The organism is Marinobacter sp. MBR-105, from assembly GCF_053628895.1.
In genome coordinates, this window is sequence record NZ_JBRJHG010000006.1 from 40,214 (window position 1) to 59,551 (window position 19,338).

The window sequence follows — 19,338 nt, forward strand, 5'->3', positions numbered from 1 at the left end:
GCCAGCAAGCCCGGCGCCTCAGCGGCCTGCTTAACACTTTATTACAAAAGTATTGAACCTTTCGCGCCAACTGATCTCGCCTGAAACATAAATGTCATATTTCTGAAGCATCCTTCCGGCATCACAACCATCTGATCTGAAAAGGTTTTCAACACGATGCCTGATTTCACAAGGAAGACCGCCGGCCACTGGCTGGCACTGCTTGCAAGCGCCAGTCTCTGCGCCAGCGCCTACGCCCATGAGCTGGAAATTCACGGCTCCAACACCGTCGGCGCCACACTGGCACCCATGCTGGTAAGCGGCTATCTGGCACAGCAGGGTAATGGGTCGGTCAGTCGCCGGGCCACGGGCACCGAGAACGAGCAGATTCTGCTGACCGAGACCGAACAGGGTCCCATCAGTGTTCTGGTGGCCGCCCACGGCTCCAGCACCGGCTTCCGCACCCTGGCCAGCGGTCAGGCGCAGATCTGGGCATCCTCCCGACCGGTCAAAGCCGCTGAGGCGGAACAGGTTCGCCAGAAGGCCGACCTGACGGCCCTTGAAAGTGAGCATGTCATCGCTATTGATGGCCTTGCCGTACTGGTGCACCCCGAGAACCCTGTCAATGCCATGAGTATCGATACGCTCGGGCGCATTTTCGCTGGCCAGATTCGCAACTGGTCGGAACTTGGCGGGCCGGACCGGCCAATACGGCTCTACGCCCGGGATGATCGTTCTGGCACCTGGGATACCTTTAAATCCCTGGTTCTGGGTAAAAGCTACCGCCTGGACGAATCCGCCAAACGCTACGAATCCAACGACCAGCTGTCCGATGACGTGTCCCGCGATCCCGGTGGTATTGGCTTCTCCGGCCTGGCCTCGGTGCGCAACAGCAAACTGCTGGCGATTTCCGAAGGCAATGCCCCGGCCCTGAAACCGAATCAGCTCACGGTTGCCAGCGAAGACTACCCACTATCCCGCCGACTGTTCATGTATACCATGGGGGAGAAAACGCCGGTCTTTGCCAAAGGCTTGATCAACTACGCCCTGGATGAGGAAGGCCAGAACCTGGTGGCCGAATCCGGATTTATTTCCCAGAATCCGATCGCGGTAAAACCGGAATTCGACACCTCCGTACCAGAGAGCTTCCGGCGACTGACCAGCAATTACCAGCGCCTGACCGTCAATTTCCGCTTTGCCGAAGGCCGCACCAAGCTCGACAACAAGGCCCAGCGGGATCTGCTACGGGTGAAGCATTACCTGCAACAGCACAATCGCGAATCCGATGATCTGCTGCTCATCGGATTCGCTGATGCCCAGAGCCACGAGCTTCGGGCCCAGATGATTTCCGAGCTGAGAGCGTTGTCGGTGCGCAAGGCACTGGGCCAGGCAGGTGTGGCGGACGTCGCCTACACAGGTTATGGCCACTATATGCCCGTTGGCGGCAAGGGAAACCAGCGCAATGGCCGGGTAGAAGTCTGGATCAAGAACCCCTGACCAGCCGGGGATTCGACCAAAGTCTGCCTGCAGACTTCGGCAATCCCCTATCCGCACCCCCGTCACAGATATGTTTGGGTTTCCTATACTGCCGTTGTCACCCTCCAACCAACAGACCGGGACAATGGACATCAAAAACGACCACCGTTACGCGATTAACCTGAACGTACGGGGCATCCAGCCCTCCGCCACCCTGCGCATCAACGAGCTCAGTAACCAGCTTCGTTCCGAAGGCAAGGACATCATCAAACTGGGGCTGGGGCAGTCGCCGTTCCCGGTACCGGATCGCGTGGTCGATGCGCTCAAGGAGCACGCCCACGAAAAAGACTATCTGCCGGTCAAAGGTCTGAAAGGCCTGCGCGAAGCCATCGCCGGCTACATCAACCGCAGCGAGCGCATGCGCTGTACCTGGGAAGACGTGCTGATCGGCCCGGGCTCCAAAGAGCTGCTGTTCATGCTGCAGCTGGCCTACTACGGCGACCTGCTGATCCCGCGCCCGAGCTGGGTGTCCTACGCGCCCCAGGCCCGCATCATCGGTCGCTCGGTGCACTGGCTGCCGACCCACGCCGAGAACAACTGGCAGCTGACCGCCGAGGAACTGGACATTATCTGCCGGGACGACCCGTCACGCCCGCGCATCCTGATTCTCAACTACCCGTCCAACCCCACTGGCTGCACGTACACCGACGACCAGTTGCTGGCCATCGCCAACGTCGCCCGCAAGTACAAGCTGATCCTGCTCTCGGACGAGATCTACGGGGAGGTGCACTTTGAGGGCAAACACAAGTCCATTGCCCGCTACTACCCGGAGGGCACCATCATCAGTACCGGCCTGTCCAAATGGGCCGGCGCCGGCGGCTGGCGCCTGGGCACCTTTATCTTCCCGGCCGAGCTGAGGCCACTGCAGGACGCCATGGCGATCATCGCCAGCGAAACCTACACGGCGACCAGTGCCCCCATCCAGCACGCCGCCATTGCTGCTTTCAATGGTGGTGAGGATATTGAGGAATATCTGGTTCAGTCCCGCCGGGTGCTGAAAGTGGTGGGTGAATACATGCACCGCCGCCTGACCGACATGGGCGCGGTGGTTCAGAAGCCCGAAGGTGCGTTCTACCTGTTCCCGGACTTCTCCGGTTTCCGCGACCAGTTGGCCCGCAAGGACATCAAGACTTCCCAGGCCTTCTGCACCGCCCTGCTGGAGAATACCGGCGTCGCCATCCTGCCCTCCAGTGATTTCGGCTTCGTACCGGACCACCTGGGCGCCCGTTTGGCATTTGTCGATTTCGACGGTGCCGCGGCCCTGAACCTGGCCGGTGGCGACTACGCCGATCAGGAACTGGACGACAGCTTTGTCCAGCAGGCCTGCCCGAGACTGGTGCTGGCCATGGATAAAATGGAAAAGTGGCTGAACAGCCTGTAAGCCTGCCGTGCTAGACTGGCACCCTCACAGTTTCTGAAACCGCGGGGGTGCCATGTCTGACTCAGTTTCTCTCCAGGAAATCACCGATTTCACCGAAGCCCTGGCCCGCGAAGCCGGCGAACTGATCCGCCACGAGCGGGAAGAAAACACCCTGCGCACCGACTACAAACACCAGACCGAACTGGTCACCCACGCCGATGTGATGGCCGACGAGTTCATCACCGGCACCATCCGCGAACGTTTCCCCCACCACCGCATCCTCTCTGAGGAAACCATGCCGGATCTGTCCCAGGCGGAAGAACTGGAAACACCGCTGTGGATTGTCGACCCCATCGACGGCACGGTAAACTACGCCTACGGGCATCCCCAGGTTGCGGTATCCATTGCCTACGCCGAGAAGGGCAAAGTGCGGGTGGGCGTTGTGCACGCGCCGTTTCCAGGCGAAACCTTCCGGGCCACCGAAGGCGAAGGCGCCACACTGAATAACCAGCCTATCCGCCACAGCGGTGCGACCAACCCCAGGCAATCGCTATTCGCCACTGGTTTTCCGTACACCAAGGACAACCTGGAACCGCTGGTACGCCGCCTGGACGCCATGATTCACCAGTGCCGAGACCTGCGCCGGATCGGCTCAGCCGCTCTGGACATCTGCTGGGTGGCCTGTGGCCGGCTGGACATCTACTACGAAAACGTCAGCCCCTGGGACTTCGCCGCCGCCCGTCTGATCGCAAAAGAAGCTGGCGCTACGGTAGGCCATTTCGGGGAAGTTCCGGAGGGCTATCCGGCGGATCTCTATGGGCGGGATATTCTCATCTCGGCGCCGGCCGTGTGGGCGCCAGTGCGCTCAATTCTGCGGACTGCTTCGGGTTACGACTGAGTTTTATCGACATTTCACCGAGGCACGATCGGCACTGGCTGGAAGCCCTTTCCCGAAATTTCGGAGGCCATGGATGGCCGGAGAGAAGCGCACAGGGATGTGCTTGTAGCGGTTTCGGGAAAGGGCTTCCAGCCAGTGCCATTCTCCAAAACCATCAGGCTAGGGGTACACCACCTCCCAACCTTTATCCCCAGACCGCTTCGGACACCAATCCCCAGGCCTCGTCGAAATCACTCGTCGGCAAGCGCGAAAACGAAGACCGTACAAAGCGCTGAATCCGGCCTTCCACGAACACCATGACAAAGTCCGCACCACGGGCAGCCGTGGTTCTGGGCCGCAGTCCCTGGCGGATTTCGCCTTCTTTCAGGGTCTGGCGAATCTGGGTTTCCAGCCGTTCAAAGAACTGGGATGCCCGCTTTCTCAGGGATTCATCCTCCCCCATCAGTGCATCGCCGGTCAGCACACAACACAAGCCCGGATTACGCTCGGCAAACACCAGCACCAGATGCGACAGCTGCTGCAGGCGCACGCGCACATCCTCCTGTTCCTGCAGAATCACCTGGCAACGGGAAAACACCGCCTCCTCGGCAAATTCGATCAGCGCCTCAAACATTTTGCGCTTGCTGGGAAAATGCCGGTACAGCGCCGCTTCGGTAACGCCCACGGTTTTGGCCAGGCCGGCCGTGGTGATTCGGGCACCGGGATCGCTTTGCAACAGCTCGACTAGCGCCTGGAGAATAGACTCCCGGCGACTGGGTTTCTGGTTGGTCATGACAGGACTACAGCGCTCTGAAATTCTGGTTTTGGTTTTATATGCCCTCCCCTGCAAGGGAGGGACTTTTCAGAAAAAAGTGCCGTCGATCGGTGACGAGGCACTGGCATACAGCTTCTTGGGCATACGACCGGACAGGTAGGCTTCACGGCCGGATTCGATGGCCAGGCGCATGGCATTGGCCATTCTGATCGGGTCTTTGGCCTGGGCGATAGCGGTGTTCATCAGCACGCCGTCACAACCCAGCTCCATGGCAATAGTAGCGTCTGAGGCAGTACCCACGCCCGCATCCACCAGCACCGGCACCTTGGCGTTCTCGACAATCAGCCGGATGTTATAGCGGTTCTGGATACCCAGGCCGGAGCCAATCGGCGCCCCCAGAGGCATGATGGCCACGCAGCCCATATCTTCCAGGCGCATGGCCAGCAGAGGGTCGTCCGAGCAGTACACCATTACCTTGAAACCGTCTTTGATCAGCTCTTCGGCCGCGACCAGGGTTTCCGGCATGTTGGGGTACAGGGTCTTGTGTTCGCCCAGCACTTCCAGTTTGACCAGATCGTGACCGTCCAGCAGTTCCCGGGCCAGCTTGCAGGTGCGGACCGCATCTTTGGCGGTGTAGCAGCCGGCGGTATTAGGCAGGATGGTGTAGCTTTCCGGGGAAATCACGTCCAGCAGATTGGGTTCATCCGGGTTCTGACCCAGGTTGGTACGGCGTACCGCCACAGTCACGATCTCGGCGCCACTGGCCTCGATGGCGTGGCCGGTTTCCATCAGGTCGTGGTATTTGCCAGTGCCCACCAACAAGCGGGACTGGTACACCTTGCCGGCGATTTCCAGGGGTTTGTCTTCGGGGAGCTGAATCTCTGGTGTCTCTGTCATAACCTGCCTGAGTTATCTGGATAAAGTAAGAGCGGGAAACGCCTGGCTCTGGTGAGGTATCAACCGCCACCGATGGCGTGGACCACTTCCACCCGGTCACCCTCATTCAGGGTGAACTGCGGGTGCTGGCTGCGGGGCACAATGTCTTCGTTTACCTCCACCGCCAGGCGCTTTCCGGTCAGGGTGAGTTGTTCTATCAGGGCGGCAATGGTCGCTCCGCTCGGAAGTTCCATTGCCTCGCCATTCACCTGTACCAACATGGTTACCATTGCCTCCGTTACTTCTTCAGGGCTGCGACAATGAGCAACGCCCAGCCCACCATAAAACAGACGCCGCCCACCGGTGTCACCGGGCCCAGCCAATGGATTCCTGTCAGAGCCAGCAGGTAGAGACTGCCACTGAACAACAGCATACCGGCAAGCCAGAAGCCACAGGCCAGGGTCAGCAGCTTTCGCGGCAGGCCCAGCGCCGGCATCAGGCTCCCGGCCACCAGCGCCAGGGCATGGTACATCTGGTAGCTGACAGCCGTCTGGAACACCACAAGGCCGCGTTCAGACACCACATGGCGCAGACCATGAGCACCGAAAGCGCCGGCCATAACCGCCAGCAGGCCGGCGACGGCGCCGGCGACAAGTGCCCAGCGTACAATCCGGGTTCCGGGGTCAGCCGCAGTCACAGTGAATTTTCTCTCCGGTATCGAGATTCATCATGGTCAGGGCGCCGCCCCATACACAGCCGGTGTCCAGCCCGATAAACCGGTCGCTGCCGGTGTTGCCTTCCAGGGCAGCCCAGTGGCCGAACACCACTTTCACATCGTCCTGACGGGGATAGGTAAACCAGGGGGCAAAGCCCTCAGGCGCCCGATCGGCCGACTCTTTGGTAGCCAGCTCCAGACGGCCATCGCTGGCAATAAAACGCATGCGGGTAAAATAATTGGTAATCACTCGCCAGCGATCCATACCGGTGAGGGTATCACACCAGGTTTCAGGCTGATTGCCATACATTTGGCTGAAATATTCGCTCGCCTGGTCGTCCCGGATCACGGCTTCCACTTCCCGGGCACAGGCCACGGCCTGCTCCACACTCCAGATGTGCGGCAGACCGGCATGGGCCATCACCAGGTTTCGGCCGGCGTCGTGCACGCACAGATGCTGCTGGCGCAGCCACTGGATCAGCCGGTCGTGATCCGGTGCGTCCAGAATGTCATGCAACGTATCCTTGCGCTTCGGTCTGTGGCCGCCAAGCGCGACCGCCAGCAGATGCAGGTCGTGGTTGCCCAGTACCACAACGGCGGCATCGCCCAGGCTTTCGATGTAGCGCAGGGTTTCCAGTGATGACGGGCCGCGGTTAATCAGATCACCGGCCACCCAGAGCCGGTCACGGGACGGCGAAAAATCAACCTTCGCCAGCACATCCCGCAGGCGATCGTAGCAACCCTGAATATCGCCGATGGCGTAGTCAGTCATCACTTACCTCGTTGTCATCTGCCTGCAGCTTACCAGTGTCTGCCAGCAAATCCGCAATCCTGACATAGTCGGCCAGGCCCAGGTTTTCCGGGCGCAGGCCATCGTTGATTCCGAGGGACTGCAGCTGTTCTACGGTAACCATGGCCGCCAGCGCCTTGCGCAGGGTTTTTCGGCGGGCATTGAACGCGGTGCGTACCACTGCCTGCAGCGTTTTCAGGTCTTTCGCGGGGTACGGCAGTTCCTTGTGGGGCACCAGGCGGACAATGGCGGAGTCCACTTTCGGGGCCGGGCGGAAGGCGCCAGGGCCTACTTCGAACAGCGGCTGCACCTTGCAGAAATACTGGGCCATGATACCCAGGCGGCCGTAATTGTTGTCGCCCGGTACCGCCGCCAGCCGCTGCACCACCTCCTTCTGCAACATGAAGTGCATGTCCTGCACCACACCGCTCTGGGACAGCAGATGAAAGATCAGCGGGGTGGAGATGTTGTAAGGCAGGTTGCCGACAATGCGCAAAGGCCGGTCACTCACCAACTGGCTGAAATCGAAACTGAGGGCATCGGCCTCGTGAATCCGGAATTCCGGGTAGTTGAAGAACTTGGTGCGCAGCACCGGAATCAGGTCCCGGTCCAGTTCCACCACCTGCAAACGGGGATTGATGGCAAGGATTTCTTCGGTAATAGCCCCCAGACCGGGGCCGATTTCTACAATCGAGTCTTCCGGCTTGGGATTGATCGCGCGCACGATGCGTTCTATCACACCTGGATCATGCAGGAAGTTCTGGCCAAACCGTTTACGGGCCTGGTGCCCGTGTTTGTTGCTCATGACAGTTCTCCGGCCCGTGCGGCCTTGCGGCAGCGGGCCATCTGCTCGCCCACACGGATAGCGGTATGCAGGCTGCCGGCATCGGCCTTGCCGGTACCAGCCAGATCCAGGGCAGTGCCATGGTCAACCGAGGTACGGACAATGGGCAAGCCCAGGGTGATATTAACGGCCCGGCCAAAGCCTTGGAATTTCAGTACCGGCAGGCCCTGATCGTGATACATGGCCAATACCGCATCGGCATTGTCGAGCCAGTGCGGGGTGAACAGGGTGTCCGCCGGCAACGGCCCGGTCAGTTGAATTCCCTCGGCCCGCAGCTGTTCGAGGGTCGGCTCAATCACCTCGATTTCTTCCCGGCCCAGATGGCCCCCTTCACCGGCGTGGGGATTCAGGCCAGCCACCAGAATGCGCGGCTGATCAATACCAAAAAAGGCTTTCAGGTCCGCGTTCAGAATACGCGTCACCTGAGTCAGCCGGTCCGGTGTAATGGCCGCAGAAACGTCTTTCAGGGGTAAGTGGGTGGTTACCAATGCCACCCGGAGTTCTTCCGTGGCCAGCATCATCACCACCCGTTCCACGCCACACAGCTCCTGCAGGAATTCGGTGTGGCCACTGAAGACGATGCCGGCTTCGTTGATAACGCCCTTGTGCACAGGTGCAGTCACCATGCCGTCGAAATCGCCATTCAGGCAACCCCGGGCGGCGATGGTCAGGGTGTCCAGCACGTACTGACTGTTACCCTGATCAAGCCGGCCGGCCACCGTGGAACCACAACCTTCAACATGCCGTACCGACAAATGACCCGCCCGGGTTGCTGCCGCCACACCTGGTTGCCAGTCATGCAGCTCAACCTGGAGTCCGAGCTGGCTGGCCCTGTCCCGTAGCAGTTCGCGGCTGGCAATCACCACCAGGCCGGCGTCCCGGCTCCCGGTTGCCAGTTGCAGGCACAGTTCCGGGCCGATACCGGCCGGTTCGCCGGCAGTGAGTGCCAGGATCACCGGTGTGCTCATGACGGGTCTGCTTCCTCGCTCTCCGGGTTCATATCGGCATATTCACCCTTGAACTCAACAAAGGCTTCGTCCCGAATCTCACGCAGCCAGTTCTGCAATTCCAGCTCGAATTTCCGCATGTAGATGGCCTGACGAGCCTGGGACTCGCGATTCTGTTCGGTCACGTCCTGGCGCCGGCGCTCCTCCACCTGCAGGATGTGCCAGCCAAACTGGGACCGAAAAGGCCCGAAATATTCGCCCACCTGCGCCTGATTCATGGCTTCTTCAAAAGCGGGCACCATCTGGCCCGGGCTTACCCAGCCCAGATTACCGCCGTCCGAGCCGGAGACCGGATCGTCCGAGCGTTCACGGGCCAGATCGGCAAAGTCGGCGCCATCCTGCAACTGCTGGTAGATCTCGCGAATGCGCTGCTCCGCCTGCACATCGGTCACCGCTTCGGAAGGCCGTACCAAGATATGCCGGACCCGGTGCTGCTGGATGAATTGCTGCTGCTCACCGCCGCGCTTGTCCATCACCATCACCAGATGAAAACCACTGTTGTTTTCCAGCACCTGCGAAGGCTCACCAACTTCCAGATCCGGTACCACCGGTGCGACCAGTGAGGGCAACTGGCTTTCAGATCGCCAGCCCATGTCGCCCCCTTCCAGGGCGTTGCTGGCATCGGATTCGGCAACCGCTACTTCCCGGAAGTCCCGACCGTTGGCAATCTGCTGGCGCAAGGCCTGTGCTGTCTCCCGGGCCTCATCCACCGACGCTTCGCTGGCCGGGTCGTCAACTTCGATAAAGATATAGGCCAGACGGTATTCGGCATCGGTACTGCCGTTGGCTTGCTGGGCCTGGAGATAGTTTTCCACTTCCCGGTCGGTAACGCGTACCCGGTTACCTACGCGACGCTGCTGCACCCGGCTGGTCAGCATTTCATTGCGGATCTGCTCCCGGGCCTGCTGATAGGTCACCCCTTCTTCCGCCAGCTGGCCTTCGAATTCGGCCAGGGTCATGCCGTTGCTGCGGGCAATATTGGCCAGGGTCTCGTTCAGCTCGTTGTCGCTGATGCGCATGCCCATCTGGTCGGCCATCTGCAGCTGCAGGGATTCCTGAATCAGTTGGTCCAGTACCCGCTGCTCAAGCAGTTCCCGGGGCGGCAGACCAGTGCCCTGCGCACTCAGGCGACCGACAATGGTATTGATACGGGCGTCCAGCTCACTCTGGAGGATCACCTCGTCATCCACGATCGCAACCACACGGTCCAGCAGTTTTCGTTCGGCCTGAGCAGTCACTGACAGCACCACCATGGCCAGTGTCAGCAGAATTGTCAGTCCGTGGCGGACAGTCGCCTTCATAATCACCTCTTGGTTTGTAAAATCGTGATCGCAGCCGGGTCGGCCTGCAGATTCAGGTTCGTTCAACGGCGCGGGTTTCCGAACCTCCGGCGCTCGCGCTCGTCGTAGCCGTAGATGGCGTCCGCGATGTTGTCGGATGCACCGCCACTGCCGCCCAGACCTTTCAGTTCAATCCGGAACAGCAAGCGGGTGTCCAGTTCTTCGTCATCAGTCAGGTAGTTCTGGTGCACCACCTGAAAACTCCAGCAGCAGTTGTTATATTCCAGACCGGCAAGGGTGCCCACGGTTCGGTCGAGCTCAGAATCCCAGACCCAGCGACCAATGGCACTGACCTGGCCCGTTACCGGAAAGACCGTTCCAATGTCGGTTTGTTCCAGCTCATCCGGCCGGCTGTAGGTATGTCCGAGTGTCGCCAGGTAACGATAATCCTCGGAGTGGAAAATCAGCTGGCTGCGGCCCTCTTCGGTTTTCCGGGTTTCGTGATCCCACAGCAGGGAAGAACGAAGCTCCAGATTGTCGATGGGGTTCAGCACCAACTCGCCCGCCAGCGGTGAGCGGCTCCGGTCGGATGCGCCCTCGCCAAACAGATCCACTTCACGATCTTCGAAATAGCGCACCTGGCCAACACTCACCCGAGCCCGCTCCGCCCCGGTCAGGAGGTCATTGAAACGACTGGTGAGCGCCACCGTCAACTGGTTGGCGTCACCGACCCGATCCCCGCCGGTAAACCGGTCCCGCCGGAACAGCTGGTCAAAGCGGAAACTGCGGATGCCGGTATCAAAATCCGGGATATAGTTCTGATCGGATTCGGCATCGGCCCAGGCGTAATACAGCCGGGGCTCCAGGGTCTGGTTGTAGGGTAAGTCAAACAGGCTGGATCGACGATCAAAGTACAAACCATTGTCCCACTCGAACACCGGCACGGTGCGGTCAAAGCCGGCGTCACCCAGGGTGTAGTCATCCAGCTCGTAGCGGGTGTAGTCGAGGCTGACCGAGGGACGACTGAAGCCCCAGAGCGCCCTCATGGGCAACGCCAGTTCGGGAATCGCCCGTAACCGCTGGCCGTTGGCCTTGTCCAGGCCGGTAAGGTTCTCATTGTCCCGGTAGAACCAGGTGTATTGGCTTTCCAGGCTGGCCTCCAGCCAGCCAGGTTCCAGCGAGCCGCCGTAGATCACTTCCGGCAACTGGGCATAGGGCTTATCAACGTCGGCAATACGGTCAGGGATGGTCTGGTAGCCGTTCAGGTACGTTTCAAAGTACTGATTGGCTCCGTAGTAACGAACACCACCCCGACGCTGAAGATGCGTCGCCTGGTCTATTTCGAGACTGCGATTCAGATCGCTCAGATAATCCTCATCTGAAATCACCGAGTAATCGCCGTAGCCGCTCCAGCCTCCGCCAAATGCCGCCCGGGTGGTGAAATCCAGGGCCCAGCGCTCGCCATTTTCACCCGGATTTTCATCCCGAAAAGCAGAATCATTGTCGATATACCCCAGCTGCAGCACCGATTCGCCATACTGACTGAGGTAGCGCCCCTCCACTTCCGTGAACAGGCCGCGACCGTGGATATACTGCGGTGTGAGGGTGGCATCATAATGGGGTGCCAGATTCAGATAGTACGGCAAGGCCAGGTAGGCCCCGCTACCAGCGCTGGACGAGCCAAACTGGGGATACAGGAAACCGGTCTTGCGGCGGTCATCAATCGGGAAGGTAATGTAAGGCCAGTAGAATACCGGCGCATCCAACACTTCCAGCCGCACGTGCCGTGCAGTACCAAAACCTTCCGCCTGATCCAGCTCGATGTCCGATGCCACAATCGACCAGTCGTTCTGGCCCGGACCACAGGTAGTGATCATGCCATCGGAGATAACCACCTGGCTTTCACTGACCCTGGACAGGGATGAGGCCTCGCCCCTGAGTTCCGACTCGTGCAGGAGAAACGTGGCCGTGTTGATATCCAGTTGCCCGGACTGGGTAGAATAGTTCGCGTCCTGCCCGGTCAGCAGAAAGCCTTCACCTCGGCTGACCAGCGGTCCTTGCAGTTGCAATTCGCCGGACTGCTGGTTGTACCGTGCCTCCGCGCCGGTCGCCTGGAACGGACCCTGGCGCAGGCGCACATCACCCTGCAGGTAGAGTTCGCTATCCAGTTCATAGCGGGCGTTCAGGGCACTGGCTTTCAGTGGCATGGAACCCTCAATGCCCTCGCCCGGCACCACGGCGCCATCGCCGCCAACCGTGCCAGGCAGATAACCTCCCTCGCAGAATACCGGAAGCCGACCGGCCACCTCTGGCGGCAATTCACTGCGCGGGCGCCAGTCAATCTCAGCGGCGCTGGGGCTGCTACCCGCCCCCTCGGCACGTACGCCACTCGCTGCCAATGCCACGATGACGGCCAGGCTTGAAAGCCGGAACCTGGCGCACAACAGGGAGGAGCAATGGCTGGGCACGTTGACGAAATTCCTGTTCCATTTGAATGATGGCTGGGCGTAAGGGCACCTAGTTTACACGCGCCCTCAAGGCTTGTTAACGGAAAGCCCGCTGCAATTCCGTTTTACCCTCTTTATACTCCGGTGCAGAGAGTGCCCGGTTAACGCGCCGGCCATCATCCACCGATCCAGGAATGCTGATCTGACCATGGATAACCGTTTGCAGTTGCTGACCCGCTGGGTCAGGCAAATTCCCGGCTTCTCGGCCGCCAGCCCGACACCGGTTTCCGGCGACGCCAGTTTTCGACGGTACTTCCGGGTCTGGAAAGACGTGCCGGGCGGGCAACCCGCCCCCTTCATTGTGATGGATGCTCCACCGGAGCACGAGGACTGCGTTCCGTTTGTGGCCATCGCCCGGCACTGGCATCAACACGGTATCGCCGTGCCCGCCATTGCCGCCGAGGATCTTGAGCAGGGTTTTCTGTTACTGGAAGACCTGGGCGATCTGCTGATGTTAACGGCCCTGGAACAGGGCGATGTGGACACCCTGTATCGGGCCGCGCTGGACGAACTGGCGCGTATTGCCGGGCTGGACGACCCGGCAGACTACCCACTGCCCGCCTATGACCAAGCCCTGCTCGACCGGGAGATGGCGCTATTCCCGGACTGGCTGCTGGAAAAACACCTGGGGCTGGAACTCGACAACCAGGAACGGGCGCTGCTGGACACCGCCTTCGGCCTGCTCCGGGAGAGTGCCCTGGCGCAGCCGGAAGTCACCGTGCACCGCGATTACCACTCCCGCAATCTTCTGGTCCGTGATAGCCAGACGGTTCCCGGCGTGATCGATTTTCAGGATGCCGTACGCGGCCCCATCACCTATGATGCCGTCTCCCTGCTCAAAGACTGCTACGTGCGCTGGCCGGAACAGCGACTGGCAAGCTGGCTGGAGCATTTTCGTAACGCCAGCCAGCAGGCCGGCTTGCACCGCGCTGATGCAGATACTTTCCGGCAGTGGTTTGAGCTCATGGGCATGCAGCGCCATCTGAAAGCCGCCGGCATTTTTGCCCGCCTCGCCATTCGCGACGGCAAGACCGGCTACCTGGCTGACATTCCCCGCACCGTCAGTTATCTGCGAGATGCCAGCGCCCGGCAACCAGCCTTCCGGCATTTTCACGAGTGGCTCTGCAGCACCGTGATTCCGGCCATCGAACAGCGCATTGGCCCGCTGCCGGAGCCGGGAGTTCGCTGACTATGAAGGCTATGATTCTCTCCGCCGGCAAAGGCGAGCGTATGCGCCCGCTGACCCTGACCACCCCCAAGCCGTTGCTGTCAGCCGGGGGGCAGCCCCTGATCGTTCATCATATCGAGCGCCTGCGCGACGCCGGTTTCAGCGACATTGTGATCAACCATGCCTGGCTGGGGGAACAGATTGAAGCCCGGCTGGGGGATGGCGAGGCCTTTGGTGTCAGCATTCGCTACTCTGCAGAGGGTGAACCGCTGGAAACCGCCGGTGGCATCATCCGGGCCCTGCCTCTGCTGACCGACGCGGGCGACGACTGGTTCCTGGTGGTCAACGGTGACATCTGGAGCGATTTCGATTTCAGCCAGCTCCAGGCCCCGGCCAATGCCGATGCCCTGCTGGTGATGGTTTCTAATCCACCCCACCACCCTGAGGGGGATTTTCATCTTCAGGACAACGGCTTTCTGAACCCTGACGGGACCGAAAAACTCACCTTCTCCGGTATCAGCGTGCTGCACCGGCGCCTGTTTGATGAACTGGACGATGCCGCCGGCAAACTTGGCCCTGTGCTGCGCAGAGCCATGGCCCGCAACCGGGTCACCGGCCTGCATCATAACGGCCAGTGGGTGGACGTCGGCACACCAGAACGATTGCAGAGCCTGGACCAGTGGCTGCACGAAAGGGCCCGGACATCATGAGGCAGAGCAATCCACCCGCCCTGCCGGCGAGAATGGAGTCGTCGTTCCAGGAACTGCTGCAGGAACTGTCCAGTTGCGGACATCAGGCCAGCACCCTGCTGGAGCGCGCGCGCCTGCCGCGCTGGTACCGCAAGCCACTGTTCTTTTTTCTGGGTTACATTGCCAAGGCCGATGGCCGGGTCCGGGAACCGGACATTCATTATGCCGAAGCCCTGATGAAAGCCCTGGCCCTGTCGGCCAGGCAACGCCGCAAAGCCATCGATCAGTTTCGCAAGGGCAAGGACACTGACCATCTGCCCCTGCGCCAGGGCCTGATACTGCGCCTGGCCTTGCTGCTATGGCCGGCACCGGCCCTGAAAACCGCTATCTGCCTGTGCCATGGCGCACAAATCCTGGGCCAGCCCGGCAAGGCCCGGCGCTACCGCTGCGAAGACGCCATCAGCCATATGGGGTTGCCCGTTGTCATCAGCGATGACATTTTCGAAAGCTACGCCAGCAAAGTGTGGATTCGCACTGCCGCGCCGCCGCAAAAGCCGGCGACCTACGAGCAGGCTTGCCAGATTCTGGGCGTAACCCGGCGAGATTCGCTGGAGACCATCAAACGCGCTTACCGCAAACAGGTTTCCGCCTGCCACCCGGACAAACTGGCGCAACAGAAACTGGCGCCCTCGGAAGTGGCGATGGCAAAAGACCGGTTGTTACGCTATCAACAGGCCTGGGAACTGATTCGCCAGAGACATCGGGCACTTTAATCCCCGCTGGCCGACAGGTTTTTCAGCCAGGCACTGACCCGGCTGGCAACCCGCCTCGCATCTTCAGCCCGGAGTGGTCGATTGAGGGCCACGGGCTGACGGTCGTAACCGGCCACATCCGCGCGAGCAAACGCCGCCGCCCGCGCCCGGCCCTCTGCGCCGGAAGGCCCAGCGGAATCATGCAGATCCAGCACCGGCCATCCCTGTCCTCCGTTTCGCTCCTTCAACAACGAGGGCAAGGTAACGGCCTGCCGGGCCGGAAACCGGGGGGCCAGCCAGACCACCGCAGACACGGCAGCGGCGTCCGCCGCCCAGTCCGTGACATAGTCGGCAGACCAGCCCATGCCCAGCACGCCCACACGTTCATAGCCACGCTGCTGCAATACGGCTACCCCGGCGGACAGAATTGTACGAACCGAATTTCGAAAATCTGCGGTCAGGTCATCAAAAGGCGGTTCCTCAGCCACATCAATCATGACCGAATCCGATGTATTCCCGCCCTGATCCGGGTTCTGTCCGGCGTCATCATCCAGGCCAGGCGCCATGACATCCATGCGATGTCGCCGTATCGCCTCCGGCGGCAGCCCAAGGCCAACCGTCATCACCGCAAGACCCCGCTCCGCCAGCGCCACCCGCAACGATCCCAGCACACCCTCATCGGCCGTCTGGCCTTCGTCGGCCAGTATCAGTAAAGCCCCGGTTGCCGGCGTAACGTATTCGGGCAGGAACAACCCCAACGCCCGGCCTTCGTCGTCCAGATCGAGCCAAACAGCCTGCTCCGGGTAACGCCGTACCAGCGCCCATTCGCCCAAACCCGTTGAAAAACCGGATCTTGACGCTGGATTAGCCTTGGTCGCGGGTTCCGCTTCCTCACCCCCCTTCGCCTCATCCTGGGCCACAGCGGCGTTCAGCCAGCCGCTGATCAAGAACAGACAAAGTAATCTGATTGCTTTCAACACCATGAGCCAATGCACCTATCCCGCTGCGAAAATCACCGGCAAACTGATAGACTAGCAGGGTTGCCCAGAGGCCGATAATTCACTACACCGAGAGAGCCCCGATGAATCCATATCTGATTGCCCCATCCATCCTCTCCGCCGATTTCGCCCGCCTGGGCGAAGAAGTCGATAACGTTCTGGCTGCTGGTGCCGACGTGGTGCACTTCGATGTGATGGACAATCATTATGTCCCTAATCTCACCATTGGGCCCATGGTGTGCGAGGCCCTGCGCAAGCACGGCGTTACCGCCCCCATCGACGTGCACCTGATGGTGTCTCCGGTGGATGACCTGATCCGCATGTTTATTGACGCCGGCGCCAGCTACATCACCTTCCACCCGGAAGCCAGTAACCACATTGACCGTTCCCTGCAACTGATCCGCGACGGCGGCTGCAAGGCCGGACTGGTGTTTAACCCCGCCACCCCGCTGAGCTACATGGACTACGTCATGGACAAGCTCGACATGGTGCTGCTGATGTCAGTGAACCCGGGCTTCGGTGGCCAGAAGTTTATCCCCGGCACCCTCGACAAGCTCAAGGAAGCCCGCAAGAAGATTGATGCCAGCAACTACAACATTCGCCTGGAAATCGATGGTGGCGTGAAAACCGACAACATCCGGGAAATCGCCGAGGCCGGCGCCGACACCTTTGTGGCCGGCTCTGCCATATTCAACACTCCGGATTACAAGGCCACCATCGATGCCATGCGAGAGGAACTTGAGCAAGCCCGCAAGGTGATCGGCGGATGAGCCTGAAAGGCCTGTTCAACGCCCGCTGGCCGGGAGTCGCCCTGTTTGATCTGGACGGCACGCTGGTAGACAGCGCACCGGATCTGGCCGCCGCCGTGGATCAGATGCTGGAGCACCTGGGGCGTAGCCCGGCAGGCCTGGACAAGGTGCGCACCTGGGTTGGCAACGGCGCCCAGGTTCTGGTGCGCCGGGCCCTGGCCGGAAAAACCGATTGGGAACCCGCCACCGCTAAAGATGAGGCGCTGTTCAACGACGCCCTGACCATTTTCTATCACGCCTACGGCCAGTTGAATGGCCGGCATTCAGAGGTATTTCCCGGCGTCCAAGACTGCCTGGACCACCTGCGGCAACTGGGCTGCCGTATGGCCGTGGTCACTAACAAACCTGACCAGTTTGTTCAGCCCCTGCTGGAAAAAACCGGTCTGGATCAGTGGTTCGACCTCTCGGTCGGTGGCGATACCCTGCCAGTGAAAAAACCGGACCCGGCGCCCTTGCTGCACGCCATGGAAAAACTGGGCGGCACACGGGGCACCACGGTGATGGTCGGGGACTCCAAAGCTGACGTCAATGCAGCCCTGGCAGCAGGCATCCCCTGCGTCGCCGTCAGGTATGGCTATAACTTTGGCGGCTCCGTTGACAGTCTCGGTGCAGATGCTGTTGTTGATTCGCTGGCCGAGCTTTTGTAATCTCGCAAGGACGTTTTATTTTGAACACATCAATTCGGGAGATTCCTGCCGTGCAGGGACTGAATCTGACTGCAGCGCGAGGCATCCTGACAACCCGCGCAACACGATGGTGGCGATGGCGCACCGGCTGAGCAAGCCACGGGGCTGATGGCGCATGCCTGCTTGCCCGCACCACCGGTCACAGCGGTGTAACACCGTTCTGACAAAACGCAGATCAGATTTCAGGAAACCGAACCATGACACCCGAGCAATTCCACGAGCTCGCTGAAGCCGGCTATAACCGTATCCCTGTGTACCGCGAAGTTCTGGCGGATCTCGACACTCCCCTCAGCACCTATCTGAAACTGGCCAGCGGGCCATACTCCTACCTGTTCGAATCGGTACAGGGTGGCGAGAAATGGGGCCGATATTCAATCATCGGCTTACCCAGCCAGGAAGTGCTGAAAGTCTTCGACCACCGCATCGAAGTCAGCCGCAACGGCGAAGTGGTCGAACAGGCAGAGGTCGATGACCCTCTGGCTTTTGTGGACGACTACCAGAAGCGCTTTAACGCCCCGGACCTGCCCGAACTGCCCCGGTTCAACGGTGGCCTGGTGGGCTATTTCGGCTACGACACCGTGCGCTACATCGAAAAGCGCCTGCGCAACAGCTGCCCGCCCGACCAGATCGGCACGCCGGATATTCTGTTGATGGTGTCCAATGAAATCGTGGTGTTCGACAACCTGCGCGGCAAGTTGCATCTGATTGTGCACGTGGACCCGTCTATTGAAGGCGCCTACGAAGCGGCGCAACGCCGCATCGACGAGCTGGAAAGCCAACTGCACCGCCAGACCGCCAACGCCCCCCGCACGCCGGAACATCTACGCGGCAAGGTGGTGGACGAGAGCGACTTTATTTCCGGCTTTACCCAGGACAGATTCGAAGCGGCGGTGGACAAGATCAAAGGCTACGTGCTGGATGGCGATGTCATGCAAACCGTCATTTCCCAGCGCATGTCGATTCCGTTCGAGGCACCACCCCTGAACCTCTACCGTTCGCTGCGCGTGCTCAACCCGTCACCGTATATGTACTTCCTGGATCTGGAAGACTTCCATATTGTCGGCTCATCTCCGGAAATCCTGGCGCGTGTGGAAGATGAGGAAGTCACCGTCCGGCCCATCGCCGGCACCCGCAAACGCGGCGCCACCGATGCCGAGGACAAAGCCCTGGAAAAGGAACTCTTGGCCGACCCGAAAGAGATCGCCGAGCACCTGATGTTGATCGACCTGGGCCGCAACGACGCCGGCCGGGTGTCGGAAACTGGCACAGTGAAGTTGACCGACAAGATGATCGTGGAGCGCTATTCCCACGTGATGCACATTGTCTCTAACGTGACCGGTCGACTGAAAGAAAACACCAGCTGCCTGGACGTACTGCGCGCCACCCTGCCCGCAGGCACCCTCAGCGGCGCGCCGAAAATCCGCGCCATGGAGATTATCGACGAGCTGGAACCGGTAAAGCGCGGCGTGTACGGCGGTGCGGTTGGCTATCTGTCGTTCAACGGCAACATGGACACCGCCATCGCCATCCGCACCGCGGTGATCAAGGACAATACTCTGCACATCCAGGCCGGCGCCGGCGTGGTGGCAGACTCCATTCCCCGCCTCGAATGGAAAGAAACCATGAACAAGGGCCGCGCAATTTTCCGTGCCGTGGCCATGACCTACAACGACTACGACCATTGAGGCGG

The 19,338-nt window shown here is 60.5% G+C and carries 19 protein-coding genes; 9 read left to right on the forward strand and 10 right to left on the reverse strand.

What is annotated here, in order from left to right:
• Positions 1-156 precede the first annotated feature (156 nt).
• The 3 genes from ACSSVV_RS08700 to ACSSVV_RS08710 all read left to right on the forward strand — a co-directional run bounded on the left by ACSSVV_RS08700 (position 157) and on the right by ACSSVV_RS08710 (position 3,773).
• Positions 157-1,476 (forward strand): substrate-binding domain-containing protein, encoded by a 1,320-nt coding sequence (locus tag ACSSVV_RS08700; protein WP_454106112.1) that lies wholly within the window; start codon positions 157-159, stop codon positions 1,474-1,476.
• A gap of 124 nt (positions 1,477-1,600) precedes the next feature.
• A complete protein-coding gene (locus ACSSVV_RS08705) occupies positions 1,601-2,896 on the forward strand; it encodes a pyridoxal phosphate-dependent aminotransferase (RefSeq protein ID WP_023009548.1) in 1,296 nt (431 codons plus the stop codon).
• Positions 2,897-2,948: 52 nt separating this feature from the next.
• Complete coding sequence (locus ACSSVV_RS08710; RefSeq protein ID WP_023009547.1) at positions 2,949-3,773, forward strand: inositol monophosphatase family protein; 825 nt, start codon at positions 2,949-2,951, stop codon at positions 3,771-3,773.
• A 184-nt stretch (positions 3,774-3,957) separates the two neighbouring features.
• On the opposite strand, the gene slmA is transcribed toward ACSSVV_RS08710, so the two are convergent.
• The 9 genes from slmA to ACSSVV_RS08755 form a co-directional block, all read right to left on the reverse strand.
• Entirely contained in the window at positions 3,958-4,545 is a 588-nt protein-coding gene (gene slmA / locus ACSSVV_RS08715) for a nucleoid occlusion factor SlmA (RefSeq protein WP_023009546.1), read from the reverse strand.
• A gap of 69 nt (positions 4,546-4,614) precedes the next feature.
• Positions 4,615-5,424: a thiazole synthase gene (locus ACSSVV_RS08720; RefSeq protein ID WP_023009545.1), complete on the reverse strand. Its 810-nt coding sequence runs from the start codon at positions 5,422-5,424 to the stop codon at positions 4,615-4,617.
• Positions 5,425-5,483: 59 nt separating this feature from the next.
• Positions 5,484-5,684, reverse strand: a complete 201-nt coding sequence (gene thiS / locus ACSSVV_RS08725; RefSeq protein WP_031210319.1) for a sulfur carrier protein ThiS — start codon at positions 5,682-5,684, stop codon at positions 5,484-5,486.
• Between the two features lie 17 nt (positions 5,685-5,701).
• A complete protein-coding gene (locus tag ACSSVV_RS08730) occupies positions 5,702-6,100 on the reverse strand; it encodes a DUF423 domain-containing protein (protein ID WP_023009544.1) in 399 nt (132 codons plus the stop codon).
• On the reverse strand, positions 6,087-6,890 hold the full coding sequence (locus ACSSVV_RS08735; RefSeq protein WP_454106113.1) for a symmetrical bis(5'-nucleosyl)-tetraphosphatase: 804 nt from the start codon (positions 6,888-6,890) through the stop codon (positions 6,087-6,089). Before ACSSVV_RS08735 ends, ACSSVV_RS08730 begins: the two co-directional genes overlap by 14 nt.
• Complete coding sequence (gene rsmA, locus ACSSVV_RS08740) at positions 6,883-7,713, reverse strand: 16S rRNA (adenine(1518)-N(6)/adenine(1519)-N(6))-dimethyltransferase RsmA (RefSeq protein ID WP_011786918.1); 831 nt, start codon at positions 7,711-7,713, stop codon at positions 6,883-6,885. The genes ACSSVV_RS08735 and rsmA overlap by 8 nt, the downstream gene beginning before the upstream one ends.
• Positions 7,710-8,720, reverse strand: coding sequence for a 4-hydroxythreonine-4-phosphate dehydrogenase PdxA (gene pdxA, locus ACSSVV_RS08745; protein WP_222179566.1), 1,011 nt, complete (start codon positions 8,718-8,720; stop codon positions 7,710-7,712). The genes rsmA and pdxA overlap by 4 nt, the downstream gene beginning before the upstream one ends.
• Positions 8,717-10,060, reverse strand: a complete 1,344-nt coding sequence (locus ACSSVV_RS08750; RefSeq protein WP_031210318.1) for a peptidylprolyl isomerase — start codon at positions 10,058-10,060, stop codon at positions 8,717-8,719. The genes pdxA and ACSSVV_RS08750 overlap by 4 nt, the downstream gene beginning before the upstream one ends.
• Positions 10,061-10,122: 62 nt before the next feature.
• Positions 10,123-12,456 carry an LPS-assembly protein LptD gene (locus ACSSVV_RS08755; RefSeq protein ID WP_454106152.1) on the reverse strand — a complete coding sequence of 778 codons (2,334 nt, stop codon included), beginning with the start codon at positions 12,454-12,456 and terminating at the stop codon, positions 10,123-10,125.
• Positions 12,457-12,694: 238 nt separating this feature from the next.
• Between ACSSVV_RS08755 and ACSSVV_RS08760 the strand changes: the two genes are divergently transcribed.
• Genes ACSSVV_RS08760 through ACSSVV_RS08770 form a run of 3 tightly spaced genes read left to right on the forward strand, consistent with a single transcriptional unit; the run spans position 12,695 to position 15,176 of the window.
• Entirely contained in the window at positions 12,695-13,735 is a 1,041-nt protein-coding gene (locus ACSSVV_RS08760) for an aminoglycoside phosphotransferase family protein (protein ID WP_014422789.1), read from the forward strand.
• 2 nt (positions 13,736-13,737) lie between these two features.
• Positions 13,738-14,424, forward strand: coding sequence for an N-acetylmuramate alpha-1-phosphate uridylyltransferase MurU (murU, locus tag ACSSVV_RS08765; RefSeq protein ID WP_141067418.1), 687 nt, complete (start codon positions 13,738-13,740; stop codon positions 14,422-14,424).
• Positions 14,421-15,176, forward strand: a complete 756-nt coding sequence (locus ACSSVV_RS08770; protein ID WP_011786924.1) for a DnaJ domain-containing protein — start codon at positions 14,421-14,423, stop codon at positions 15,174-15,176. Before murU ends, ACSSVV_RS08770 begins: the two co-directional genes overlap by 4 nt.
• Here the strand turns inward: ACSSVV_RS08770 and ACSSVV_RS08775 are convergent.
• Entirely contained in the window at positions 15,173-16,138 is a 966-nt protein-coding gene (locus ACSSVV_RS08775) for a DUF3530 family protein (protein WP_011786925.1), read from the reverse strand. The two genes, ACSSVV_RS08770 and ACSSVV_RS08775, sit on opposite strands and share 4 nt — an antisense overlap.
• 98 nt (positions 16,139-16,236) lie before the next feature.
• Between ACSSVV_RS08775 and rpe the strand changes: the two genes are divergently transcribed.
• The 3 genes from rpe to trpE all read left to right on the forward strand — a co-directional run bounded on the left by rpe (position 16,237) and on the right by trpE (position 19,333).
• Entirely contained in the window at positions 16,237-16,923 is a 687-nt protein-coding gene (rpe, locus tag ACSSVV_RS08780) for a ribulose-phosphate 3-epimerase (protein ID WP_011786926.1), read from the forward strand.
• Positions 16,920-17,609 (forward strand): phosphoglycolate phosphatase, encoded by a 690-nt coding sequence (locus ACSSVV_RS08785; RefSeq protein ID WP_454106114.1) that lies wholly within the window; start codon positions 16,920-16,922, stop codon positions 17,607-17,609. Before rpe ends, ACSSVV_RS08785 begins: the two co-directional genes overlap by 4 nt.
• A 236-nt stretch (positions 17,610-17,845) precedes the next feature.
• Entirely contained in the window at positions 17,846-19,333 is a 1,488-nt protein-coding gene (gene trpE, locus ACSSVV_RS08790; RefSeq protein WP_011786928.1) for an anthranilate synthase component I, read from the forward strand.
• Positions 19,334-19,338 lie beyond the last annotated feature (5 nt).